General features: G+C 64.7%; 21 protein-coding genes, 1 tRNA gene and 1 pseudogene. 8 read left to right on the top strand and 15 right to left on the bottom strand.

The window, feature by feature from the left end; translation table 11 throughout:
• Positions 1–8: 8 nt before the first annotated feature.
• Positions 9–335 carry a cupin domain-containing protein gene (locus NM2_RS23220; protein ID WP_067672914.1) on the bottom strand — a complete coding sequence of 109 codons (327 nt, stop codon included), beginning with the start codon at positions 333–335 and terminating at the stop codon, positions 9–11.
• A 492-nt stretch (positions 336–827) separates the two neighbouring features.
• On the opposite strand from NM2_RS23220, the gene NM2_RS23215 reads away from it, so the two are divergent.
• Positions 828–1,712, top strand: coding sequence for an acyl-CoA thioesterase (locus NM2_RS23215; RefSeq protein ID WP_067672667.1), 885 nt, complete (start codon positions 828–830; stop codon positions 1,710–1,712).
• Here the strand turns inward: NM2_RS23215 and NM2_RS23210 are convergent.
• The 5 genes from NM2_RS23210 to NM2_RS23190 form a co-directional block, all read right to left on the bottom strand.
• Positions 1,701–3,314: an AMP-binding protein gene (locus NM2_RS23210; protein ID WP_067672912.1), complete on the bottom strand. Its 1,614-nt coding sequence runs from the start codon at positions 3,312–3,314 to the stop codon at positions 1,701–1,703. The two genes, NM2_RS23215 and NM2_RS23210, sit on opposite strands and share 12 nt — an antisense overlap.
• A gap of 159 nt (positions 3,315–3,473) precedes the next feature.
• Positions 3,474–4,046, bottom strand: coding sequence for a GTP-binding protein (locus NM2_RS23205; protein WP_067672664.1), 573 nt, complete (start codon positions 4,044–4,046; stop codon positions 3,474–3,476).
• Positions 4,043–4,447: a roadblock/LC7 domain-containing protein gene (locus NM2_RS23200; protein ID WP_067672662.1), complete on the bottom strand. Its 405-nt coding sequence runs from the start codon at positions 4,445–4,447 to the stop codon at positions 4,043–4,045. The genes NM2_RS23205 and NM2_RS23200 overlap by 4 nt, the downstream gene beginning before the upstream one ends.
• A 15-nt stretch (positions 4,448–4,462) precedes the next feature.
• Positions 4,463–6,793 carry a sensor histidine kinase gene (locus NM2_RS23195; RefSeq protein ID WP_067672658.1) on the bottom strand — a complete coding sequence of 777 codons (2,331 nt, stop codon included), beginning with the start codon at positions 6,791–6,793 and terminating at the stop codon, positions 4,463–4,465.
• A gap of 252 nt (positions 6,794–7,045) precedes the next feature.
• Complete coding sequence (locus tag NM2_RS23190; protein ID WP_369690332.1) at positions 7,046–8,647, bottom strand: MFS transporter; 1,602 nt, start codon at positions 8,645–8,647, stop codon at positions 7,046–7,048.
• 486 nt (positions 8,648–9,133) lie between these two features.
• On the opposite strand from NM2_RS23190, the gene NM2_RS23185 reads away from it, so the two are divergent.
• Entirely contained in the window at positions 9,134–9,766 is a 633-nt protein-coding gene (locus NM2_RS23185) for a TetR/AcrR family transcriptional regulator (RefSeq protein WP_245718174.1), read from the top strand.
• Between the two features lie 27 nt (positions 9,767–9,793).
• Here the strand turns inward: NM2_RS23185 and NM2_RS23180 are convergent, their stop codons facing one another.
• Positions 9,794–11,044 (bottom strand): cytochrome P450, encoded by a 1,251-nt coding sequence (locus NM2_RS23180; RefSeq protein WP_084531458.1) that lies wholly within the window; start codon positions 11,042–11,044, stop codon positions 9,794–9,796.
• Between the two features lie 195 nt (positions 11,045–11,239).
• Here NM2_RS23180 and NM2_RS23175 point away from each other — a divergent pair, with 195 nt between their 5' ends.
• Complete coding sequence (locus NM2_RS23175) at positions 11,240–12,349, top strand: helix-turn-helix domain-containing protein (protein WP_157121257.1); 1,110 nt, start codon at positions 11,240–11,242, stop codon at positions 12,347–12,349.
• 25 nt (positions 12,350–12,374) lie between these two features.
• Here the strand turns inward: NM2_RS23175 and NM2_RS23170 are convergent, their stop codons facing one another.
• Positions 12,375–13,268 carry a LysR family transcriptional regulator gene (locus tag NM2_RS23170; protein WP_067672646.1) on the bottom strand — a complete coding sequence of 298 codons (894 nt, stop codon included), beginning with the start codon at positions 13,266–13,268 and terminating at the stop codon, positions 12,375–12,377.
• Positions 13,269–13,440: 172 nt separating this feature from the next.
• Positions 13,441–15,561 (bottom strand): acyl-CoA dehydrogenase family protein, encoded by a 2,121-nt coding sequence (locus NM2_RS23165; RefSeq protein WP_067672908.1) that lies wholly within the window; start codon positions 15,559–15,561, stop codon positions 13,441–13,443.
• Between the two features lie 282 nt (positions 15,562–15,843).
• Here NM2_RS23165 and NM2_RS49265 point away from each other — a divergent pair.
• Both NM2_RS49265 and NM2_RS23160 read left to right on the top strand, forming a co-directional pair.
• Positions 15,844–16,104, top strand: a pseudogene (locus NM2_RS49265) (amidohydrolase family protein); the annotation flags it as partial.
• A gap of 61 nt (positions 16,105–16,165) precedes the next feature.
• A tRNA-Pro gene (locus NM2_RS23160) sits at positions 16,166–16,242 on the top strand.
• A 92-nt stretch (positions 16,243–16,334) separates the two neighbouring features.
• On the opposite strand, the gene NM2_RS23155 is transcribed toward NM2_RS23160, so the two are convergent.
• Both NM2_RS23155 and NM2_RS23150 read right to left on the bottom strand, forming a co-directional pair.
• Positions 16,335–17,489 (bottom strand): tyrosine-type recombinase/integrase, encoded by a 1,155-nt coding sequence (locus NM2_RS23155; RefSeq protein ID WP_245718173.1) that lies wholly within the window; start codon positions 17,487–17,489, stop codon positions 16,335–16,337.
• Positions 17,490–18,220: 731 nt separating this feature from the next.
• The gene (locus NM2_RS23150; protein ID WP_067672640.1) at positions 18,221–18,445 is read right to left on the bottom strand and encodes an excisionase family DNA-binding protein; all 225 of its coding nucleotides are present in this window, start codon (positions 18,443–18,445) and stop codon (positions 18,221–18,223) included.
• Between the two features lie 55 nt (positions 18,446–18,500).
• On the opposite strand from NM2_RS23150, the gene NM2_RS49260 reads away from it, so the two are divergent.
• Positions 18,501–19,187 carry a hypothetical protein gene (locus NM2_RS49260; protein WP_157121255.1) on the top strand — a complete coding sequence of 229 codons (687 nt, stop codon included), beginning with the start codon at positions 18,501–18,503 and terminating at the stop codon, positions 19,185–19,187.
• 117 nt (positions 19,188–19,304) lie between these two features.
• Here the strand turns inward: NM2_RS49260 and NM2_RS23140 are convergent, their stop codons facing one another.
• The 3 genes from NM2_RS23140 to NM2_RS47710 all read right to left on the bottom strand — a co-directional run bounded on the left by NM2_RS23140 (position 19,305) and on the right by NM2_RS47710 (position 20,877).
• Positions 19,305–19,511, bottom strand: coding sequence for a hypothetical protein (locus NM2_RS23140; RefSeq protein ID WP_067672634.1), 207 nt, complete (start codon positions 19,509–19,511; stop codon positions 19,305–19,307).
• Positions 19,512–19,627: 116 nt separating this feature from the next.
• Positions 19,628–20,536 carry an IS3 family transposase gene (locus NM2_RS23135; RefSeq protein ID WP_067672631.1) on the bottom strand — a complete coding sequence of 303 codons (909 nt, stop codon included), beginning with the start codon at positions 20,534–20,536 and terminating at the stop codon, positions 19,628–19,630.
• Positions 20,530–20,877 (bottom strand): transposase, encoded by a 348-nt coding sequence (locus NM2_RS47710; protein ID WP_067672906.1) that lies wholly within the window; start codon positions 20,875–20,877, stop codon positions 20,530–20,532. The genes NM2_RS23135 and NM2_RS47710 overlap by 7 nt, the downstream gene beginning before the upstream one ends.
• Positions 20,878–20,881: 4 nt before the next feature.
• Between NM2_RS47710 and NM2_RS23125 the strand changes: the two genes are divergently transcribed.
• The gene (locus NM2_RS23125; RefSeq protein WP_169816227.1) at positions 20,882–21,631 is read left to right on the top strand and encodes a tyrosine-type recombinase/integrase; all 750 of its coding nucleotides are present in this window, start codon (positions 20,882–20,884) and stop codon (positions 21,629–21,631) included.
• Positions 21,632–21,723: 92 nt separating this feature from the next.
• Positions 21,724–22,113 carry an IS3 family transposase gene (locus tag NM2_RS53035; protein ID WP_369690331.1) on the top strand — a complete coding sequence of 130 codons (390 nt, stop codon included), beginning with the start codon at positions 21,724–21,726 and terminating at the stop codon, positions 22,111–22,113.
• Positions 22,114–22,320: 207 nt separating this feature from the next.
• On the opposite strand, the gene NM2_RS50950 is transcribed toward NM2_RS53035, so the two are convergent.
• On the bottom strand, positions 22,321–22,637 hold a 317-nt coding region (locus tag NM2_RS50950; RefSeq protein ID WP_218025968.1), incomplete at its 5' end, for a hypothetical protein.

The following is a 22,637-nucleotide window of genomic DNA, read 5'->3' as shown; positions in this document are numbered from 1 at the left end:
CGCGCATATCAATTCACATCCGTCCGGGTCTGCTGGGCCGCGGTGGCCGTTCGTTCCATGGCGTCCATGCATTGCTGCAGCGCATAGGCGGGATTGAGCTCCAGGGCGGTCGTCGGTTCGTCGTAGTAGAGGATGTGCCCGGCCGGGAAGAAGTACGCCTCGCCCGCTGTCGCGGTCTCCTCGGGCATATCCGTGTTCGGGTAGCTGGCTCGCAGGCTGCCGGTGAAGATGTAGCCGTAGTGCGGGCATGTGCACACCCCGCCCGGCATTCCGCCCACCCGGTACAGCTCCGTGCAGTCGAGTGGGCTGTCGACTGTGGTGAAGCCGACCTCCATATCGCCCCATTGCACGGACCTGAACGCGGAGCCGGCATTCGGCCAGCGCCCGCCGCCTCCGGCGGGCAGATCTCGCGGGTTTGCATGTGGCAACGGATTGCCTCCGATTTCGATATGCGCGCTCGATGGTCGCGCGGGACGGTCAGGGGGTTCGCGGGCATCGCCGGTACCGGTCCTGGCGAGCTGGCGGTTGCCGATGTGCCGCCGCTCGGCGGCGGCTGATGTCGTGGCGTGTACCACCGATGCGAAACGGAATTCTACATAAAAGGTATTGTCGTTCTGCTAACTGGTAGAACCATACTCTAGTTGATGTGGTGGCCGTAGGTTGCCGTTTTCGACCGGCCAGATGGCGATGTTCGCCTAGAGGTAGAATCGGATATAGCAATTCCGATAATCTGATTCTGATGAGTGCGATGGGACGACCAGAGCGGCATCGTGGAGGTTCTGGGTGGCCATCCCGATGGACCGAGGGCGACGGGAGATGATCGAGAAATGACCACCGCGGATTCCGACCACATGGTGTGGTCGGTGGACGGACTGCTTGGGCTGTTCGATGTGGCGCCGACCGGCGAGGATCGGTTCACGGGTGACACCGGACTGGTCGGCGAGGACGACCGTCAGGTCGTCGAGGGAACCCAGGTGCTCGCGCAGGCGATCGTCGTCGCCGCGAAACGGTTCGCGGGCAAGGCGATTCGCTCGGCGTACGCGGTGTTCGCGCGCGCGGTCCTGGTCGGCGAGCCGGTCGAGTTCACCATCGACGTCGTCCACGAGGGACGGTCGACGGCCACCGCGGTCGTCACCGCGCGGCAGCACGGCAAATCCTGCGTCACCGTGACGATCCTCGCCGATGTCCCGTCCGACGACGTCATCCGCCATCACGCGGCGCGCCCGGATGTCGGCTCGCCCGCCGAGGCGGTCTTCACATCGATGCCGATGACCGGGCGCGAAGTGCGGCTCGTCGGTGTGCGGGACGTCAACAGCCCCGACGAGGTCGGGCCGCCGGAACTGCATGCCTGGCTGCACTACGATCCCATCCCCGCCCGGGACGATCTGGCCAAGGCGCTGCTGGCCCACTTCACCGGACACCTGGCGATCTCGACGACGATGCGTGCGCATCCCGGAATCGGTACCGCCCAAGCGCATCTCACCGTGTCCACCGCGCCGATGACCGTCGCCGTCAGCTTCCACGAGCCGGTTTCCTGGGATGGCTGGCTGCTCTACACGCACGAGAGCACCCAGGTCGGTGCGGGCATGTCCTACGTCCGCGGCACGGTGCACACCGAGCAGGGCGAACTGATCGCCTCGTTCACCCAGGAGGGCCTGATCCGCCCGCTGCGCCGGACCGACACCTCCATCGAGGAGCGGTCACGCCTGTAGCCCCTTCGGGTGTGCCGAGCCGGAATCGGTTGGCGCACCGATGAAATGCACATCCGCGAACATCTCTCGGATCTTGCGGCGTTGCAGCTTTCCGGATTCGGTACGGGGGAAGTCGCGCAGGAATCCGTACCGATGCGGTCGCTTGCCGGCGGCGAGCACGTCCTCGCAGTAACCGCGCAGTTCCCGGACCACGGTCCAATTCGGTGCGGAGGCCGCGGTCTGGATCACCGCGAGGACGCTGCGGCCGTGTTCGCCGTCCGGGACGTCCACCACCGCGGCGTCGGACACGGCCGGATGCAGCATCAGGTACTGCTCGATCTCGGCGGGGTAGATGGGCACGCCGCCGGAGATGATCACATCGGCGCGCCGATCGAGCAGGAATATGTAGCCGTCATCGGTCAGATAACCGTAATCGCCCGCTGTGACGAGGTTTCCGCGGCGGATCGCCGCCGTCCGATCCGCCGCGTTCTGATAGTCGAAATACGGTGGGCGCCGGTCGGTTCCGAAGTAGATCGTTCCGGGCTCGCCCGCGGGCAACTCGTTGCCGTCGTCGTCGACGACCGTAACGGTGGTGCCGGGCAACGGTTTTCCGACGGTTCCGGGTCTGTCGATCCATTCCTGCGGGCTCACTCGCGAGACCCATCCCTCGAGCGATCCGAAGTACTCCCAGACGATCGGCCCGAGCCAGTTCAGCATCATCTGCTTGATGAGCGGCGGGCACGGCGCACCGCCGTGGATCACGAATTCCAGACTGGACAGGTCGTACCGCGCGCACGTCTCGTCGGACAGCCGCAGCAGGCGGTGGAACTGGGTCGGGACCAGGTGTGTGTTCGTCACCTCGTAGCGTTCGACAGCACGCAGGAACCGCTCCGCGTCGAAGCTCTCCTCGATGACGATGGTGTGGCCGAAATGCAGGAAGCAGATCGCGAAACCGCCGGTCGCGGGATGATGCAGCGGCATGCAGGCCAGGTGTACGCCGTGCCCCACCTTGGTGCCGTAGTCGCGGAACAGCGGCATCACATGGCGCGTGACGACCTCCTCCGGGCACCGCGGCGGGGTATGCCATTTCACGCCTTTCGGCTTGCCGGTCGTGCCGGAGGTGTAGCTGATGAAGCTGCCCGAGACGCGGTCGGGGGGAGCCTCGATCGGCTTTCCCGCGAGGAGCGATTCGTAGGGCGACCACCCTTCAGCCGCAACGCCTTTCACGTATCGATGGGCGGGAAGCGGGCCCTCGGCCAAGTCCGCCGCGCGGTCGGGCTCCACGACGAGTATGGCCGCCCCGCTGTCCCGCACGATCTCCGCGATCTCGGCGGACGTCGAATGCCGGTCGATCGGAACGAAATACATCCCCACCTGCGCGGTCGCCAGCGTGAGTTCGAAGTACTCGGGGTTGTTGCCGACCGCGGCGGCGACCACGTCTCCGACCACCAGTCCCAGATCGCGCAGGCCGTGCGAGAGGGCGTTCACCCGGTCGGCCAGCTCACCGAAGGACACGGTCGGCCCGCCCGAGACGATCAGCGCGGCCCGGTCCCTGTGGTGACGGGCGAACTGATAGAACCCGCTTCGATCATGGATGGGAACTGCGCCGCCGCTCGTGACCATCGAACCTTCTTTCATGCGCGCTGGAGCCCGGAGCAGGTCGATGCCGTGGCCGCACCAGCGAGACCATCACTCTCGTCGATAGTAGAACTACACTCTCGTCTCGGCGGTATTTTCGCCCAACCGAGATATGCCTGGCGGCGGTTCTACGAGCTCGTCATCTCACGCGGGCGACCGGCTGGCACCGACTCCATCGATGAGGTGTTCGACCAGTGTGACCAGGACGGCCTTGCTCGAGGTCCGGTCGCGGGCATCGCACAGCAGAACCGGTATGTGCGGGTCGAGGTCCAACGCCTCGTGAACTTCGCCGGGCGTGTAACGGGGCGCGTTGTCGAAACAGTTGACCGCCACGACGAACGCCAGAGCGCGTCGTTCGAAGAAGTCGATCGCCGCGAACGCCGACTCCAATCGTCTGGTGTCGGCCAGGACGATCGCGCCCAGGGCGCCACGGGCCAGTTCGTCCCACAGAAACCAGAACCGGTCCTGGCCGGGAGTGCCGAACAGGTAGAGCACCAGGGCGTCGTCGATGGTTATCCGGCCGAAGTCCAGCGCCACCGTGGTCGTGGTTTTCGCTTCTATTCCGCTCAGATCGTCCACGCCCGTGGACATTTCGGTGATGAGTTCTTCGGTGCGCAGCGGAACGATCTCGCTGATCGCGGCCACCATGGTGGTCTTGCCGACGCCGAATCCACCCGCGACCAGGATCTTCACGGATGCCGCGATCGGCTGGTTCATCTCGGAGTCTGCTGACGCGCCGTGGTAGCCAGCATGTTGCCTACCCGCTGGACGGTCATATTCATCTCGTAGGCGACCATCCCGAGTTTCGCGTCGTCACCGGCTTGCAGCGCCAGGCAGGCGTGGCTGCCGGCGGCGGTCACGAACAACACGGCCCGGTCCAGTTCGATGACGGCCTGCCGCACGCCGCCACCGTCGAACCGCGCTCCGGCGCTGCGGGCAAGGCCGTACAGGGTGGCGGACATTGCTCCGAAATGTTCGGCGTCCTCTCTGCTCATCGATGAGGATCGGCCGAGCACGAGTCCATCGGTGGAATGCACCACCGCGTACAGAGCGCCCGGCAGCCGGTCGATGAGATCGTCCAGCAACCAGTTCAGGTCGGTGGGATTCGGTGTGCGCAAGGTTGTTTCTCCCGTTCAGAATTGTGTTGGCCGGTAATCGAAGCCGCCGGAATCGTCTCGCCGCCCCTGTCTGGTCCCGTCCTCGATCGCGGACATCAGATCGCGTGCCTGCTCCGCGGTTCTGGACGACGGATCGGGGGTGTCGAATGTGTCTCGCTCCCTTGCCAATTCGGGTGCCAGACTGGCCTGCCGACGGCGGCGGGGCAGTGCCGGTCGATTGTCGGCGGAGGCGGGATGACGGGCTTGCGCCGGTTGCTCACGCGCCGGATCGACGGTTCGCCCGGGTGCCGCACGGTGAGGAATCCTCGAGGGCGGCTGCGGCTGCGAGGACTCGGACCGGCCGCCGGGCATGTTCGACGGTTCGGATAGTGCGGGCGAGGAAACCTGTGCGTGTTCGGGCTCGGCCTGCCACCCACCGGTGCTCGTGACAGGTGCGGCAACGGTGAGCTTTGATGGTATGACGACGATGGCGCGGACACCGCCGTACTCGGATTCGGCCAGTCGCACCGAGATCTCGTTACGGCGCGCCAGCTGCGACACCACGAATATGCCAAGCCGCGAATCCTCCGACAGGCTGGCGAGGCCGAAGTCCGGCGGCTCGAGCAACATGGCGTTGATCCTGGCCAGTTCGGCCGCGGGCATGCCCACTCCTTGGTCGACGACCTCCAGTGCCACGCCTTTGCCGACGATATTCCCGCGCACCTCCACTCGCGACTGCGGTGGCGAGAAGCTGGCGGCGTTGTCGATGAGCTCGGCCAGCAGATGCACCAGGTCGGCTACGGAGGTACCGGCTACCGTGATCTCGGGAAGCCGTGCGATACCGACGCGACTGAAATCGACCGTCTCGCTGATGCCGCTGCGGACGATATCGACGAGCTGAACCGGATTGCGCCATCCCCGGCCGGGTTCCCCACCCGCGAGAATGATCAGATTCTCGGCATTGCGCCGCTCCCGGGTGGCCAGGTGGTCCAGGCGGAAGAAGATGTCGAGCAACGCCGGATCCTCCTGACCGGACTCGGCCTTGTCGAGAATCTCGAGCTGGCGATGCATCACCACCTGACTGCGGTGCGCGATGTTCAGGAAGACGGTCCGGACCCCTTCTCTGGTGCGCGCCTCGGTGACGGCGGCCGAAATCGCCGCCGTCTGAGCCTGATCGAACGCGTCGGCGACCTGACCGATCTCGTCGCTGCCCAAGTCCAGGGGCTCGGACTCCAGGCTCGCCTCGATGGCCTGTCCGGCTCTCAGTCCCTGCATGATGTGCGGCAGCCGCTCGGTCGCCATCGACAATGTCCGGTCACGCAGTCGCCTCAGACGAGCGATGATTCGGTTCGCCAGCAACAGGGATATGCCGAACGCCGCCAACGACGCGAGCACGAGGGCGGCTCCGACGGTCAGCGCGTTACGCGCGTTGCGGTCCCCGGCCTGCGCGGCGAGATCGTCCGCATGCCGCATCTGGCCGTCCCAGAGTCCCTGAAGCGCGTTGTTCACCTGATTCGCGGTGTTCTGCCAATCCGCCACGGTGAAGGACATGGGCGCCGGATCGGTCCCGGTCTTGTTGCGCTGCACCGTTATCGGATCGAGCGCTCGGGTCATGAAGGTGTTCTCCATCGAGGCGAGTCGCAGCCAGGCGGGGCTCTTGGTGACCGCCGCGACCGCGTCGGATCCGGACGCCAGCGACTCGACAGCGGTTCGATAGCCGCCGACCAGCCGGGAGTACTCGACGGCCAGTTCGGGGGGCAGCGTCGCGTCGTTCGCCGGCACCAGTGCCAGTGCGGTACTGCGCGAGAGCATCTCCGAAGCCGATGCGAGCTGCAACGCGGTGCGCACCGCCAATGCCACCGCGGGTGTCGGCGCGTCCGCCTCGACGATCCCGATCCCGACCGAGAGCGCGTCGAGAAAGTGACCGTAGAAGGCGTAGGCGTCCGGTACGGACATCGTGCCGCCGTCGATTTCGGCACGGACCTTGGGCAACTGGGCGTAGAGGGTCCGGAATCCGCCCACATTGCCGGTGACCTCGGTGTGGCCCGCCTTGTCCATCTCCACGTTGGCCGTGCCGAGAGCGTTCAACGACGCGTCGAGGCGCGTTCGTGCCGTGCGAATCGGTTGCGAGTCGCCGCCACTGGCCACGAGCCGGCCGACGGAATACTGCCGCTCCAGTTGTGCGCTGGTCACGAACTCGCTCGTCTGAGAAGTCGATGCCGCGAGTATTCGTGCCCAGTCTCGCGCATGCCTGCCCTGTGTCATGACATAACCGGCCCCGCCCACGCCGATGATCAGCAGTACCACACTGGGAACGAGCGCGACGGCAAGAATGCGAGTCCGGACACCGAATCTCGGTCGAAACATTGGCACAGCATAACGTCGGCCGGGAATCAGTCCAGAGAATACGGAATTTTTCTGGGGAAATTCACAGCGGTTTATGGTGTTAATTAAATGGTGTGGCCGTGCCGCTGCCCGATGAATTCCAACAGAAATAGACGGCGCTCGAATATGACGCGCCGCCTGCTGTTCGATCGGTGACCGTGGGTGAATCTTCTGTTGTGTTACGTGTGTTCGGGCGCACCGGTTCGGGCGCGCCCGAGCAAATCCGGCGTCTCCTTACTCCGAGGATGATTTCGGGATGTCAGCGGATCCGTCGGTGGTGACGCTGCTCGCCGGTTCGCCGGCGAGCACGGCTCCGCCGGTGGTGGGTGTGCGACCGTGTCGAAGCAGCAGCGCGAAAGCCAGTCCGATCACCGCGGCCGCCGTGGCGAACCAGAAGCAGGTGGTGTAGCCGCTGTCGGCGAAGACCTGCGGAATGGTCTGGGCGACCGCGCGACTCATGACGTCGATATGTGCCCGCACGGGACTGTTGTCGAGCAGCGCCGCGGCTACCGAGAGGGTGATTCCGGAGCCCAGAGCTGTTGCGATGCCGAACATTCCGGCGGTGATGCCCTGCTGATCCTCGGGTACGGCATCGACGAGCAGGATGGGCGCGGACGCGTAGAAGAATCCGAACCCGATGCCCATCACGGCGCTGAGCGCCGCGTAGGTACCCCAGTCGTAGGGCGCCAGAGCGAAGGCCACGCCGACGCCGATCATGACCGCCAGGGACGCGATCGCGGGGATCCGGGCGCCGATGCGGCGTGCCAGGATCGCGGCCAGGGGACCGCAGATCATGGCCACCACGGTGTTGAACAGGCTGATGTGCGCCGCGAATTGCAGGAGGCTGAAGCCGTTACCGTAGGTATAGCCGGGGTCGAAGAATATCTTCACCGCCGACATCGGCAGGTTGATTCCGGCGCTCTGGTGTGCTTGCGCGACCACTTCCTGTGCGACCGTCTCCTGCAAATCGTGTGCGCCGGGGGTTTGTGTCATATAGCCCATCGCATAGGACTGGTAGGTCAGCATGACTATTCCGAACAGCGCCATCAACATGACGATCCCGACTCGGGGATTCAGCAGAATTTTCAAGTCGATCAGCGGGGTGCGCAGGCGTGATTCGACAACGAAGAACAATGCGGCCAGCACTATCCCCGCGATCAGCCAGGCGAGCGTGGTCGCGCGGCCCCATCCCCAATCCTGGCCCTTGTCCACGTAGATCAATATCAGGGCGACACCGCCCGACAGGAGAATTACGCCGAGAGGGTCGATGCGTTCCTGCACTCGCACCTTGGTCTCCGGGACCAGGAAGATGACGATCGGTGTCATGACGAGTGCGAAGATGGCCAGGAACCAGAACATGGCATGCCAGTCGAAATTGTCCACCAGCACCCCGCCGATGACGGGGGCCAGGATGCCCGAGAAACCCACTCCGGCGGCGGTGATGCCCAAGCCCAGCGGAACATATTTGCGCGGCAACAGATCTCGGACCAGGCCGTAGGCGAGGATCTGTGTGGGCAGGGCCAGTGCGGACAGACCGCGTCCGATCAGGAACAGGGTCCAGTCGTCGGTCATCGCGCAGATCAGGCACCCGATGACGAAGAAGATGCCGGCGCCCACGAAGATGCGTTTCTTACCCCAGACATCGCCCATCTTGCCCAGCAGCGGCATCGCGGCCCCGCCCGCCAGGCTGACGATGATGACGGTCCAGTTGAGGTTGGCGCCCACGGTGGGAAACGACTTCGAAATCTTCTGCAGGGCGGCGGATACCATGACGAACTGGAGCGGGGTGACCTCGGTGTACAGCACGATGATCGCGAGTACGGCGAAAATTCGCACACGCGAAGTTCCGTCCATCCTTCCGGTATCCGACTCCTGTCCATCCGGCGGGAGAGTTTCGGGAATTGTGGACATGGCACTCCTGACAAGCAGCGCTGATCGACAGAATCGGTGCGGATGATGAATGAGGTAAGTCCCACTGCAGCAAAGGGATTCAGAATTCGCGGGGTTTGCCGGGGTGCTACAGTAAGCCCTTACGTCAGATGCACGATACACCGCCGGGCCCTGTAACGTAAGCACTTACGGTAATGCTGTCGAACATCTGACGTGCGTGGCTGGGAACGTCCCGACAGGGGCAGGAGCACCGGCGGGCGGTGCGGTGGCGGCGCAGCGGCCTCCGGGCTGCGAGGTCCGCCTCGTCGCGATGGCTAACATGTGCAGTAGTGGCGGCGGATGGGAAGGGTGATCGTGGGGCGACCGGCGAGCGAGATTCGTACACCGAGGCGTCGTCGTCGCCCACGCGGCTCGATCTCCGCGGAAGAAATCGTGAACGGAGCGTATGCTCTCGCGGCCGAGATATCGGTCGACAAGCTCAGCATGCCATTGCTCGCCAGGAAACTGGATGTCGGCGTGATGAGCATGTACAACTACTTCGGCAGTAAAGACGAAATCCTCGAAGCGATGCGAAAACGCGCGCTGGAGCAGTACGAGATCGCTATGCCGTTCACCGGCGAGGGCGAATGGCACGAATCCTTGCGCGAGCATTTCATAGTCATGCGCGACCTGTTCCGGGAGAATCCGGTGCTGTGCGATCTGCTCGCCGTGGGCACCAGCATCGCGCCGAACTTCTATCACGTCGTGGGCGAACGGATCGAAGCGATCGTCGCCACGCTGGTCGACGCGGGCTTCACCGCGGACGACGCGCTGAAGACGTATCAGTCACTCGCACTGCACAGTCGCGGTTTCGCGGTACTCGAGCGGATAGCGCATCTGGACGCGGAATCGCCATTGCCGGAACGGTCCACAGTCGCGATAGACGCCGACGCGATGCCGATTCTGGCCGGCTTGGTCGAAGGGGGCCGCTCCCTCGATCTCGTGCAGGACGGTCTGTTCGAGTTGGGTCTGGACGCGTTGATCGACCGTGCGCGGCGGAGATTGGCCGCCACGGCCGACCACTAGGACCGGGCCGAGCCGACGTTCGCCGACTCACCGGCCGGTGACTTCCTTGACCCGGACGGGCAGGTGGCTGTATCCCCACTGGAAACTGGACGGATTGCGGACCGCCGCATCGGCGTCGATCTCGTAATCCGTTACGCGGGAAAGGAACTCCTGCACAATGATTCGCGCCTCCAGACGTGCGAGGTGGATGCCGACACAGAAGTGCTGGCCGCGGCCGAACGCGAGCGTCCGGGGGATGTCGCGATTCCAGATGAACCGGTCGGCGTCCCGGAACTCACGGGGGTCGCGGTTGGCGGACTGCGTCAGATAGATCACTCGCTGTCCGGGCCGGATCACTTGACCCGCGATGGAGGTCTCGACGCGGGCGGTTCGTCCGAACCATTGCGCCGGGCCGCAGAAGCGCAGCATTTCCTCCACCGCCGGTCCGGCATTGGTGTCGAGGTCGGCGCGCACCTGCGCGAGCTGCTCGGGCCGGCGTGCCAGCTCCCACAAACCGTGGCCGACGACCTTGGGCAGCGTCTCCGTCCCGCCGACGAGTACGCACGTGAGGTTCCCGGCGATTTCGAGGTCGGACAGTTCCCGGCCGTCGACTCGCAGGTCGAGCATGCCGTCGACGAGATGCCAGCTCCCGTCGGGCCCCTCCTGTCGGCGGGCGGCGACCAGGGGGCGAATGAATTCCAGCATCTTCATCTGCAATTCGCGGTCCCGGGCGAAACCGTGGCCGTCCTCGTCGGTCGCGGTGACGGCATTGATGGTGTCCAGGACCTCGCGCGCCTGACCCAGGGGAATGTGGAACAGATGACAGATGGTCGATACCGAGATCATGCCGCCGAACTCGTGGACCAGGTCGAACTCTCCCTCGGCCAGCAGCCGGTCCAGCCTGCGGCGCACCAGTTCCCGGACGAAGGGTTCGAGTTTGCGCACGGCACCGGGCCGCAACTGCTTGGTATGCGCCTGCCGGATCTGTTCGTACACCGGTGCGCCGAACTGGAGATGCGTCGCGAGAAAGGGAGCGGTCGGCGGATCGGTCGTGGCGCCGTTGTTGCGGTTCAGCAGATCCGCGCGGTTGATGACGCTGCCCTCGTTCGTGACGAAGACGTTGTCTCCCACCGTGAGAAAGTCCCACGCGTCCTGGAATCGCGACAGCACGAACATGTCGTAGGCCTCGATATAGTAGACCGGGTAGCGCTCGCGGAGGATTTCATAGAATGGCAGGGGATTTCGCATCTCCTCCTTGCCGAACGGATCGTAGACGAATTCGTCGACCGCTGAGCTCACCGTGGTTGTTCCTCTCCTCGGACTACGCCGACCCCACAAGCTTGTGGCCCACCGGCACGATTAGTCCAACAACCACCGCGACAACCGATGGTTATGACCGCAGGAACATCGGTCGTGCCATTCGCTGGGCGTACGCTCTGGACAGTGCGACGACCGGACGGTGCGACGCATGCCGTGTCTTCCCGAGGTGAACAGGTGTCCGCAATTCAGCAATCTCCGATCACGACCGCCGAAGACCTCGACCGTGCGATGGACGCGCTCGACGACCTCATCGAGGCCGGGGTCGAGCTACCGGCGCTGATCGACAGGTGCGCAACGATTTTCGGGTGTCGCGTCGGGGTGGATACCCCGCACGGCACGTCGATCGCCGCATCCCCGGAGAAAGAGCCCATCGCGCAATCGGCGCCGCGGATGAGCCACCACCGGACCCTGCTGGACGGAACATCGGTCTGGATGGCCCCGGCTCGGGACGAGAGGTATCCGGCCGCACTCGACGGCGATGCCGCCGGTCCGCGGCGCGACAGGCTGCTGCGACGGCTCGGCATCGCGGTTCGCGCCACGACCCCGCAGCACGATACGACGCACTCGCGCACCAACGACCTGCGATCCGTCGTCGACCCCTCGCTGTCGGATCAGGACCGGCTCGCCGCCCAGCGTCGGCTCCGGCTCGCCGGAAAGACCGTGACCATGGTCGCTTTGACCGGACCCGACGACGGCACGAGGACGGTGCTCGATCAACTGCGCGCCCGCTCGACCTCGCTGCACCAGCTTCTCGACGACCGCGTGCACATGGTGCTCGCGCGGGACCTCGCGACGTTGAAGGACCTGGATCTCCCGGAGGGCATCAGATGCGCCTACACCCCCGCCTGCCCAATCGAGCAGGCGCCGGAGGCGTGGCGAAAAGCCCGCAGCGCACTGCGTTTCGCCGTGCCGAGCACGCACGCGACCGGGCCGTATCCGCTGGAGGAGGCGGTCGTTCTGAACTCCGCGAGGGTCGGTCCGTACACCATCCTCGCCGAACAACTCACTCCCGATCAGATCGCCCGGGTAGCCGACGTGCAGCGGCTCGACAAGCTGTATCAGGAGACCGGCCCGGAGATGCTGCACACCCTGCTCGCGGTGGCGGCGACGGAGTCGCTGCGGCAGGCGGCGAGAGTCGTTCACATGCACCACAATTCGGTGACCTACCGGGTTCAGCGCGCGGAGCGGATGCTCGGCTTCAGTTGCACCAAACCGTACGGCCGATCGCGCCTGATGTTCGTGCTCACGCTGCACCGCATCCTGCATTCGTGGCGGCACTTCTGACACCGGTCCGCTGGACCGGCGCAGGTCAGCTCGGGGTGGTCGTCGGGAGGAACGAATTCCACGCGTGCACGATCGCGTGGATGAGATCCTGGATCTCCGCCCGCGACTCGTCCTGCTCACGCCAGACCACGCAGTACTCGGCGGGCTCGAAACCCTCGAACGGGACGAGGGTGATCCCGGGGTGGGTGTACCAGCGGGCCACCGAGGCGGTGAACGCGCAGATTCCCAATCCGCTGGCGATGGCGACCAGTGTCTCGTCGATCGTCGTGACGACGCGGGCGCGACCGCGCGGGTGGTACTTGCCGTGGGCGTGGAACGTCGCGCTGGGGGCCGGCACCATGAACATGGTCTCGTCGTCCAAGTCCTGCGGGTACAGCACCTCGCATGTCGCCAGGCGATGTCCCGAGGCCACCGCCACCACCATGGGTTCGGTCCCGAGCCGGTGGAACTTCAAGCCCCGCAGGCTTTTTCCCGGTCCCAGCCAGATCAGGCCGACATCGGATTCACCGCACTCGACGCCCGCGCCGATCTTGGACCAATCGCCGCGCCGCAACTCCAGGGTGGTCTCGGGATGTCCGGCCGAGAACGACTCGATGATCTTTCCGAGCATGTCCTGCCCGGGGGCCAGCCAGAATCCCAGCGTCACCGTGCGGTCGGAGCTGGTCGCGCGCCGGACCGCGTGACGAGCCTCCTGGTCCAGGTCGATGATCTGGCGGGCGTACTCCACCAGCGCCTCGCCCGCGGGCGTCAGCGCGACACCGTCGCGTCGGCGGATGAACAGCCGCGCGTCCAGCTCGCGTTCCAGGCTCGCGATCTGCTTGCTCAACGCGGGCTGGGTGATGAACAAACTCTCCGCGGCGCGGGTGAAATGCAGTTCTTTGGCGGCAACGACGAAATAGCGCAAATCCCTGGAGTTCACCGCGGGACCTCCTGGATCCGATGGGTCGAGCAGATGTTCACAGTATCGCACCGGCCGCGGCGGTCTCCGCGCACGGATCAGGCGCTGCGACCGCCGTCGATACTGATGATCCGCCCGGTGATTCGGCGGCGCTGGGACCGCTCATCATGGCGCCGTCATCAGTTGAGCCGGTTCAGTTGAAGGTCGGTTCCCGGGGCAGGCCCAGTATCCGTTCGGCGATCTGATTGCGTACCACTTCGGAGGTGCCGCCCGCGATGGTCAGGGCCCGCACGAACAATACGCTGGAATACAGCTCCGGGTCACCGTCGAGACCGGCGTCGGCTCCGCCGAGACGCATCAGCAGGTCCGACACTCGTTGCTGATTCTCGCCGAACAGGAGTTTGGCGATGTTGCCTTCGGGACCGGGATCGCCGCCCGCGACCGCGCGCGCGGCGTTGCGAAATGCCAACAGCCGTATGGCTTGTCGTTCGGCGACCAGATGACCGATCTCGCGGCGCAGGCCGGGATCGGCGGGCGGCGCGGCGATGGCGCGGTCGAGCGGTGCGTATTCGTGAGAGCTGCCGCCGATGCCGACTCGTTCGTTGCCCAGGGTCGCGCGGGCGACCGTCCAGCCGTCGTTCACCGCGCCCACCACGTCCTGGTCGGGTACGAAGACATCGTCGAGGAACACCTCGTTGAATGTGGTGCCGCCGGTCATCTCGCGCAGTGGTCGCACGGTCACGCCGGGCGCGTGCATGTCGATCACCAGGACGGTGATGCCCAGGTGTTTGGGCGCGTCCGGATCGGTGCGTACGGTGGCCAGCCCGCGGTCGCACAGGTGCGCGACGCTGGTCCACACCTTCTGGCCGGTGATCCGCCAGCCGCCGTCGGTTCGCGTGGCCCGGGTGGTGATCGAGGCCGCGTCCGAACCGGCGCCCGGCTCGCTGAACAGCTGGCACCAGGCGTGCCGGCCCTCGAGGCTCGGCCACAGCCAGCGCTCGATCTGCTCGCTGTTGCCGTGCCGAACCAGGGTCAGCAGGATCCAATCGCCGATGCCGAGCCGCACCTTGGGCACATCGCGTAGTTCCTGTTCGATGACCAGTTGTTCCACCGGGCCCGCCGCGCGGCCGAAGGGCTCGGGCCAGTGCGGGAAGCCGTAACCGGAGTGGACCAGCAGCGACCGGCGCTCGGCCTTGGGCGTCTCGCGGTACCGCGCGAGGAACTCGCGTGCCTGGTCGCGGTAGGTCTGCGCCTCGGGCGGCAGGTCCAGCGCGGGGGAGCGTTCCACGCCCGCTATCGCCAGCTCGGCCACATCGTGCGCGGCATTGCCGAACGTGGCGCGCAGCGCGTGTGCGCGGCGCAGGTACAGGTGCGCGTTGTGCTCCCAGGTGAATCCGATGCCGCCGTGCACCTGGATATTGCGTTCGGCCACATGCACATACGCGTCCAACGCGATGTCGGCGGCCACCGCCGCCGCGAACCCGGCCTGGGGCCCTCCCTCGGCGGCGGCGCGCGCCGCGTCCCATGCCGCCGCCGTGGCCAGTTCGGTATCGGCCAGCATCTGCGCGCACAGGTGTTTCACCGCTTGAAAGCTGCCGATCGTGCGGCCGAACTGGACGCGCTGCCGGGCGTAGGTCACCGCGTGTTCGGTGCAGGCGCGAGCGCCGCCGACCGCCTCCGCGGCGGCCAGCACCCGGCCCAGCGCCAGTGCCGCGTTTCGTGCGCCCGGCAGCGTCGCCACGGGACGGGCTGCCGTGCAACCGACCCGCACCGACCTGCGTGCGAGGTCCAGTCCTTCGGTTCGGCGGCACTGCACGTCAGGGCCCGGACGCACCACCACCATGTCCTCGCCGACGGCCAGTAGCAGCAGCCCGGCCCCCGCGCCGCCGAGCACCGGGCCGCCGTCGCCGTGGAGGTTCCCCTCGTCGTCGCGATGTAACTCGCCGTGCAGTCCCACCGCCGCGGACACGGTCCCGTCGCACAGGCTCGGTAGCAGCGCCGCTCGATCCGAGGCGGCGGAGTCGATCACCGCGATCGCCAGCGCGGTCGGCAGGAACGCACCCGGCGCGACCACCCGGCCCAACTCCTCGAGCACCACCGCGAGCTCCGGCAACCCGAAACCCTGACCACCGAATTCCTCGCCCACGGCCATCCCCAGCCATCCCAGCTCGACGACGTCCTTCCAGAACGGTGGCTGCGCGACCGTGTCGTCGTCGAGTCCGGCGCGTGCCGCGCCTGCGGCGTCCCGGGCGGTCAGTACGTCCCGTACGGATGCGGCCAATTCCCGGTGCTCGGCGGTGATGGACAGGCTCATGAATTCTCCCGACTCCCAACGGCTCGCACCGGTGAGCGACAACCGGATCGCTTCAACCCAACTACTTGGTTGACTATCGAATGTACACGTCGGCCGCGCTCTACCGGGTGCCGATCGAGGTCGTGCCCTGGGGTAGCAGAATCTCGCAATGCGTTGTGGGTGGTGCGAACTCACCCCCACGTGGGTCGCCGCTCGTCGCGGTGCAGCGCGGACGCATCCGCGAGGTCCTCGTTCGGCTTTCGGTGGACCGGCCGGGACGAAATCCGCCGAACTGAACGGACTGTGACGACCGCGCTGGATTACCAGGCGATCGATGTCGACAACCACTACTGCGAGCCGTTGGACGCGTTCACTCGGCATCTGGACCGCAAGTTCCGCCGCCGCGGGGTGCAGATCGTGCGGGACGGCAAGCGCCACACCGCGATCATCGGCGATCGGGTGAACCGGTTCATTCCGAATCCGACCTTCGATCCGATCATCGTGCCGGGCTCTCTGGACCTGATGTTTCGCGGGCAAGTGCCCGAGGGGGTGGATCCGGCGACCGATTTGGTCCAACCGGGGGGTGGTGGGGTAATCTCGTCGAGCACCGCGAAAGCGGAAGCCACGGGCTGTGGCGCAGCTTGGTAGCGCACCTGACTGGGGGTCAGGTGGTCGCAGGTTCAAATCCTGTCAGCCCGACCAGGTCAGAGGGGGTTTCCGCTCCTTGGAAACCCTACTCGGCACGATCACTGTGCCAAGAGTGTGCCAACGCCCGGGGAGCGGGTTTCTACAGGTCACTCGAACAACGCGGCTCCGGCCGCCTTCAGGTCCTCGGGCTGCGCGTCGGAATAGATGCCCAGCGAGACCGCTGGATCGTGCCCGTGCCAGGCTGCGACGATGTGCACGGGGATGTGCAGTGCCAACATGAGCGAGACCGACGTGTTCCGCAGTCCCTTCAGCTGGATACGACGGAGCCCGGCTTGCTTGCGGATCCGATGGAACTCGTCGCTGTACCATTCGGGGCGGACCGGCGTTCCGTCCTCGTGCACCGCGATCAGACGATCGTCGGACCATGGTATGTCCAATGCCAAACATTCGGACTTCTGCCTAGTCTTCAATGCATGCAGCGCGTCTGCCAGATCAGCCGGCGGCGGCAAGTCGCGACGGCTGCGCTTGGATTTCGGCGAGTTCTCCTCGGTCTCCGTGCCGACCGAGACGCGGCCGCGCCGCACCTTCAGAGCCTCATCGGAGAATCTGGTCCATCGCATCCCGAGCACTTCCGACCGCCGCGCGCCATAGGTGGACAGCAGCCAGCACGCATGCAGGCGGTGCGCCGCTGCCGCTTCGCGGAACCGCTGGACCTCTGCGACGGACCACGACTTTGCCGCCTCGGCCGCGTCGTCATCCTCGGGAATCTCGTCGGTGGGCCGTTCCACGAGCGCGATCACGTTGCGGGGCAACGTCCCCTGATCCACATAGCTTTGAACGACCGAGCTGAATGCGGTCAGGGTGGAGCGGACAGTAACGGGCTTGACGCCGCGCGATACGGATTCGGGTCGTGGAGCCTGGGACAGCACGTAGACCGCGCGCCGGGGTCGGGTGACACGACCGGCCCGAATCAGTCCGGACAGGCTGGTATGAACGTCGCTATCGGGGAATTCGGCCTTGATCGCTGACGCTGCCACGCCTTGGGGATGGCGGCCGACGAAGTCCGCGATCCGGGACGAGAGCGAGTCGGCGCGGTAGTGACGGTGATCGCCCCGCCCGGAATCCAGCATCCATTCCACGAGTTCGTCACCATCAGCTTTGGTCAGCTCGCGCAGCTTCTTGCCGCCCAAGAGCCGACAGACCGGCTTGAGGTCGTTTTGGTAGCCGAGCAGGGTGATTCGGCGAATGCCGCGCCGCCCCTTCAGCCATTCGGTGATGGCTTCATCGACGGTGAGGTCCACACGGCGCACGTACCGGTCTTCGGCGACCTCGGTCGTGATCCGGCGGTACTCGCGCCGCGCTTCGGACAGCGTCCGGTAGGTGAATCGCTGCCGGTCGCGAGTGCCGTCTGATTTGGTTCCGATGTCGACCTGAAACGTGTAGGTCACTGTACCGTTTCTTGCGGTGCGTTTGTCGATCGGTTCGGCGCGGCGGCTCTTCTTGACTGACGTTTCTTTGTCAGGCATGTCGGCGTAACTCCTTGTCTAGATTGCTGATTCGTGGCCTCCCGCAGCGGTGGCAGAGTCACCGATAGGCAGGTGCGGTGTGGTGCCTCGACATCACGGGGGGCGGGGAGTTGCGTAGTGGATTTGGACTCGCCTCAGGGGCGCCCCAAGTGTGGTTTCGAGCGACGCGCGGCCCGCGGCGAACAGAGTCGAAAGAGAATTTGTGCGCGCTTGTTCACAGCACTACGTGCACAGATCGGTAGACATCCGGAAGTATCGAGGCTTGTGAATCCTCCGGCTCCCATACTGTTTTCTGCATGCGGAGTGATCGTTTTCTCGTTGTCGGATATTCAATGCAACAGCGCCGTGAATGTGAACGAAGCACCGCATGTCGCCTTGAATTCGACTGGTGGGTTCGTGTGCAGAAATGGTGAGCACCGAATATGTGGGAGGTGTTGGATGCCACGGCCCTAGAGGTTGTGAGCGCCGGTGGAAGGAGCTGTTTGACGGGGCAGCCGCGGTTGTCGTCAGGCGGTGTCGCACTGCGGATCGGTCTGCAGTTGAAGTCTGTGCCGCAGCCACGGGGCGGGGATGCGGAACCGGCTGCGGATCCGAATAGCTGGCATCTCACCCGAATTGACTGCCGCGTAGGCGGTGGAACGACCGATCCCGAGGAGGCGAGCTGCCGTGGAGACGGAGACAGTCGGCTCGTCCATGAGACGCTTCAGCATGTCTTCAACGTCTTCACTCATGTATTAATGGTGATGTACGTTCACAGACTTATCCATCGTCGTTAGTGTTGGAAAAATGGTGCGAAACAGATCCATCCTGAGAAGCCCTCTAGAGGTTGTTCACCCACTCGCGACGCGCGGTGAGATCTCATTCGTCGACTGGTTGCCACCAGCGGTCACCAGGGAAGTATCAAAGAAAACGGACCGGGTAACGCATGATGCGGGGCTGCCCGGACATCGGTCGGTCGTTCAGCTCGAAGGCTGGCCATTCCAGTTCGAGGTGCGGGTGGTTGAAACGTGTGGTCGCCCGCCTCAGATCGTGGATCTGCGTATCTACGCGCCAGGCGGGTTCGGCGATGTGGTGATCACCAACTCTGATCTGAAGGCCGTTCCACTGGCACGCATCGCTGCCGCGGCTGGCTCTGGGGTGTTGACTTCCCTGCACGATGTGCGGGCAGTGCCCGATCGATTGGCTGCTCCCGAGGAACACACGGCTGCAAGCGAATCGGGTCACAAGCAGTCGCGTGGTCGCGGGCGGCCACGGAAGCTTACCGACGAGTTCTTGCGTCGGGTTGCCGAGTATGCCCGGGAAGGTCGTCTGCATGGTTATCCGATCAACCGATATGTCGCGGCGTGTATCGAGCCTGAACCGAAGAAGCGCGCCCGTCCCGAAACTGTGCGATCGTGGCTTGCGAAGGCACGAGAGAGGCAGTTTCTGATCCCGGGTGAACTCCTCGGAAAGCCGAGATCTGAACTCGCATAACAGGGTCAGGTCCTGCTCGAGATCATCTGTTGTGTAGCTGGCTCGCACGGCATGTCGAAACCGATCGTCCGCGAGCGGCGAATCACCGAACGTTGACCCGAGCGCATGTCAGACAACTCAGCGGCCGTGCTCGGCGTCACCGCTGCTGCGCAGAAACGGGGCAAGCCGACCGCTCAACTCTTGTGCGTTGCACATCACCACGCTGCGAAGGATCCCACTCTGCACACCGGATGCCAGGAAGAACTCCAGCCAACCGTGTTGTTCTCCGGTCCGCCATAGCCCGCGGTCGCCATAGGCCACCACGATGACGGTATCGAGGGTCATTCACGTTGCGTTGGACCGGTATTGACCCCTTTGCAAGCTTCGGCGGGTTACTTGGCCATCACCGGTGGCACAGTTCCTGGACCGCCCCGGGTTTGCTGGAGACCTGACTTCCTGTCTCACGCCGCTTGCGGGTACTCCCGAGCCGGGCCTTGCCAGAAGACTTGCTCGAACTCTATCGGTGGACGGTAATCACACCAGGAATGAAGCCGTTCATGATTGTACCAGTAAATCCAATCAGCCGTCGCGCGAACGACTTCCGCGGTACTGTTCCATGCGTCCTGCTGGTTGACGACCTCTTTCTTGTAGAGTGCGTTCACCGATTCCGAGAGGGCGTTATCATAGGAATCCCCTGTCCGGCCTACGGATTGGGCGATCCCGGCGTCGGTGAGCCGTTGCGCGTAGCGAATCGACATATATTGCACGCCGCGATCACCATGATGGACAAGCGTTTTGCTCAGTTTCTGTTTCCGCGACCACAACGCCATCTCCAGTGCATCGAGGGCGAGTTCGGCCCGCAACGTGTCCGACACCTGCCAGCCCACGATCGCGCGGGAAAACACGTCGGTGACGAACGCGGCATAACAGAACCCGTCACCAGCCAACGGGACATATGTTATGTCGGCCACCCACAGCTGGTTCGGTGCTGGAGCACGAAACTCTCTGTCCACCAAGTCTTTCGGCCGACTCTGCGCATCACCGGGGACAGTGGTGCGAGGCCGGCGGCGGGTGGCCACGAGCCCGGTCATGCCGTGTTTGCGCATCAGCCGCTCGACGGTGCACCGCGCTACCTTCACACCATCACGCAACAGTTCTTTCCACACTTTCTTGGCTCCGTACATGCCGCAGCCCTTCTTGGCGCGTACCCGGCGGATCTCGCCCATGATCTGTTCGTCACGCACACTGCGCGCCGACGGCGCCTTTTCCCGTTTCTTCGCTGCGTAATACGTCGACGCCGGGAAACCGGCCTCCGCGCACAGCGGTTCGACGTCGAACCGGTCACGATGGGCGTCGATGAAGGTCACCATTTCGGTGGTGGAGAGTCGAGTTTCTTCGCGAAAAAAGAGGCCGCCACCTTCAATATCGCGTTGGCCCGCTCGACTTCCCGCAGCCGCGCCTCCAATTCCTTGATACGCGCATCCTTATCCACCGGCACCGCGCCGGCGGGCTCACCGCCGGCACCGCCACCGGGCCGATGCACCTGCTGGTCCTGACGCACCCAGTTACGCAAGGCTTCCTTGTGAATCCCCAGATCGCGTGCCACCCGTGCGATCGCTCCACGCCCCTGACCCATCTCACGCTCGAGCTCACGAACCATCTCGACCGTGCGTTCCCGCAGCTCAGCCAGGTACTTCCTCTGACCACCCATACCGTTGATCCTCTCCAGATCCAACGGTCTCCAACAAACCCGGGGTGATCCAATCAGCCCGAAAATCATCCCGTGGACCGAAGACCGCATGAACGCGATCTGGACAGCACTGCCCGACCGCAACAAGATCGTCGTCCCGCTGGCTGCGGGCTGCGGCATGCGGATGGGGGAGATTCTGGCATTCTCACCGGATGATATCCGCCGCAAAGAAGGCGTCTTCGTCGTGCAGCGGCAGATCCGACGGTTGAAGGGTGGGTGCGTGTTTTCCCCGCCCAAAGGGGGCAAGACACGCATCGTTCCGATGGCCGAGGACATCCTCGACGAGATCGACACCTACCTGGAAACGTTCGAACCGGTCACCATCACACTGCCCTGGCGCGTCCTGGACGGCCGCCCGGTGACCGCGCGCGTGTTGATCTCACGCCCAGATAATCCGCAGCCGATGTACGGCTACCTGTTCCTGCAAACAGTGTGGGCCGCCGCGTTCCGCCGCGCCGAACTGACCAAACGCGACCGCGTCGACGGCATGCACGCGCTACGGCACTACTACGCATCATCCTGCCTGGCCGAGGGAGTTTCGATCCTGGAGCTGGCCAACTACCTGGGCCACAGCGACCCGGCAGTCACCTTGAGGCACTACGCACACCTCATGCCGACCAGCCACGCACGCGCGCGACGCGCAGTAAATGCCTCATGGTCGGCCGCCCGCATGCTCCCGGATGCCCACGAGGACGATCCCGAAAGCGTCCCGTGACCGCTTGTGGACCACGGTGACGCCACGAGCATACGAAGGAGCGACAACGAGCCAACGGAACCAGCCGCGTAGGAGTCTGCGCCGCGGATCGCGTGCAGAGCTGTTGCGCGCGAAGGGATCTCCGACATCCCGCCAGTAGGCGCCGCTGGACCCTTGGTGCGCGCGAACCGTTCTCGGGGCGACGGGATCGGACAGCGCTCAGCAGCGGAGGTTGTTCCACCGCGGCGTGGTGGTGGAACTGTTGCTGTCCGATCGTTCTAGCTGACCTTGTTGTAGGCCTCGACGAATTCTTTGTGGATCCGGCCACCGCTCGAGACCTGTTAGCCGTTCACATAAGCCGGAACCTCAAGTTCGCGCTCATGGAATGGGTCGACTGGTACAACAACGCTCGTCTGCACTCCCGGCTGGACTACCTCACCCCAGCCGAATACGAGGCCGCGTACTACTCTCAACAACCACCACGCCGACCGGCGCTGGTCTGAAACCGAAGCCGGTCCCATACCCATGACGGTTCACGGTGCCTCGGTCGATACTTGTGATCATCTGGCACCTGATCAACGACCCGAGCGATCGGGTTACCCACTTGCTCAACAGGATTCGCTTTCTGATGGTCGGCCTTCGCGCGCGCCCGAACATCTAGCCTGAATCGCCGATAGCTCACAGAGACCGAGAAGCAAACCGACCGGTTGTCAGCCACCTGACCTGTTCCGCTGGGGACTGAAGCCCGGGCGGATGGTGTGAAGGCGATCTGCTGAGTCGGTCATCGTGGTGATCGTGACCGGTGCGGTCCACCCGCAGGGCAGCCCGCAGAATCCGATCGGCTCAGCAGTAGTCGAACTGTCGGCGAAAGTGGTGATCTGCAGGGTTGCTTGTGCGGTGTAGCCGCAATTCGGGCAGTTGCCGAAGTAGTTGAGGATCTCAATGGTTCGATGCTGAAGGGTGACTCCGGGAGCGTTTTCAGATGTCATGTTGGCGGATCGAGACGGTGTGAAGGATGTTGGGGTCG

Origin of the sequence: Nocardia miyunensis NBRC 108239, assembly GCF_001613065.1 — a bacterium.
Lineage (GTDB): Bacteria > Actinomycetota > Actinomycetes > Mycobacteriales > Mycobacteriaceae > Nocardia > Nocardia miyunensis.
This window is presented reverse-complemented; position numbering and strand designations above follow the sequence as displayed.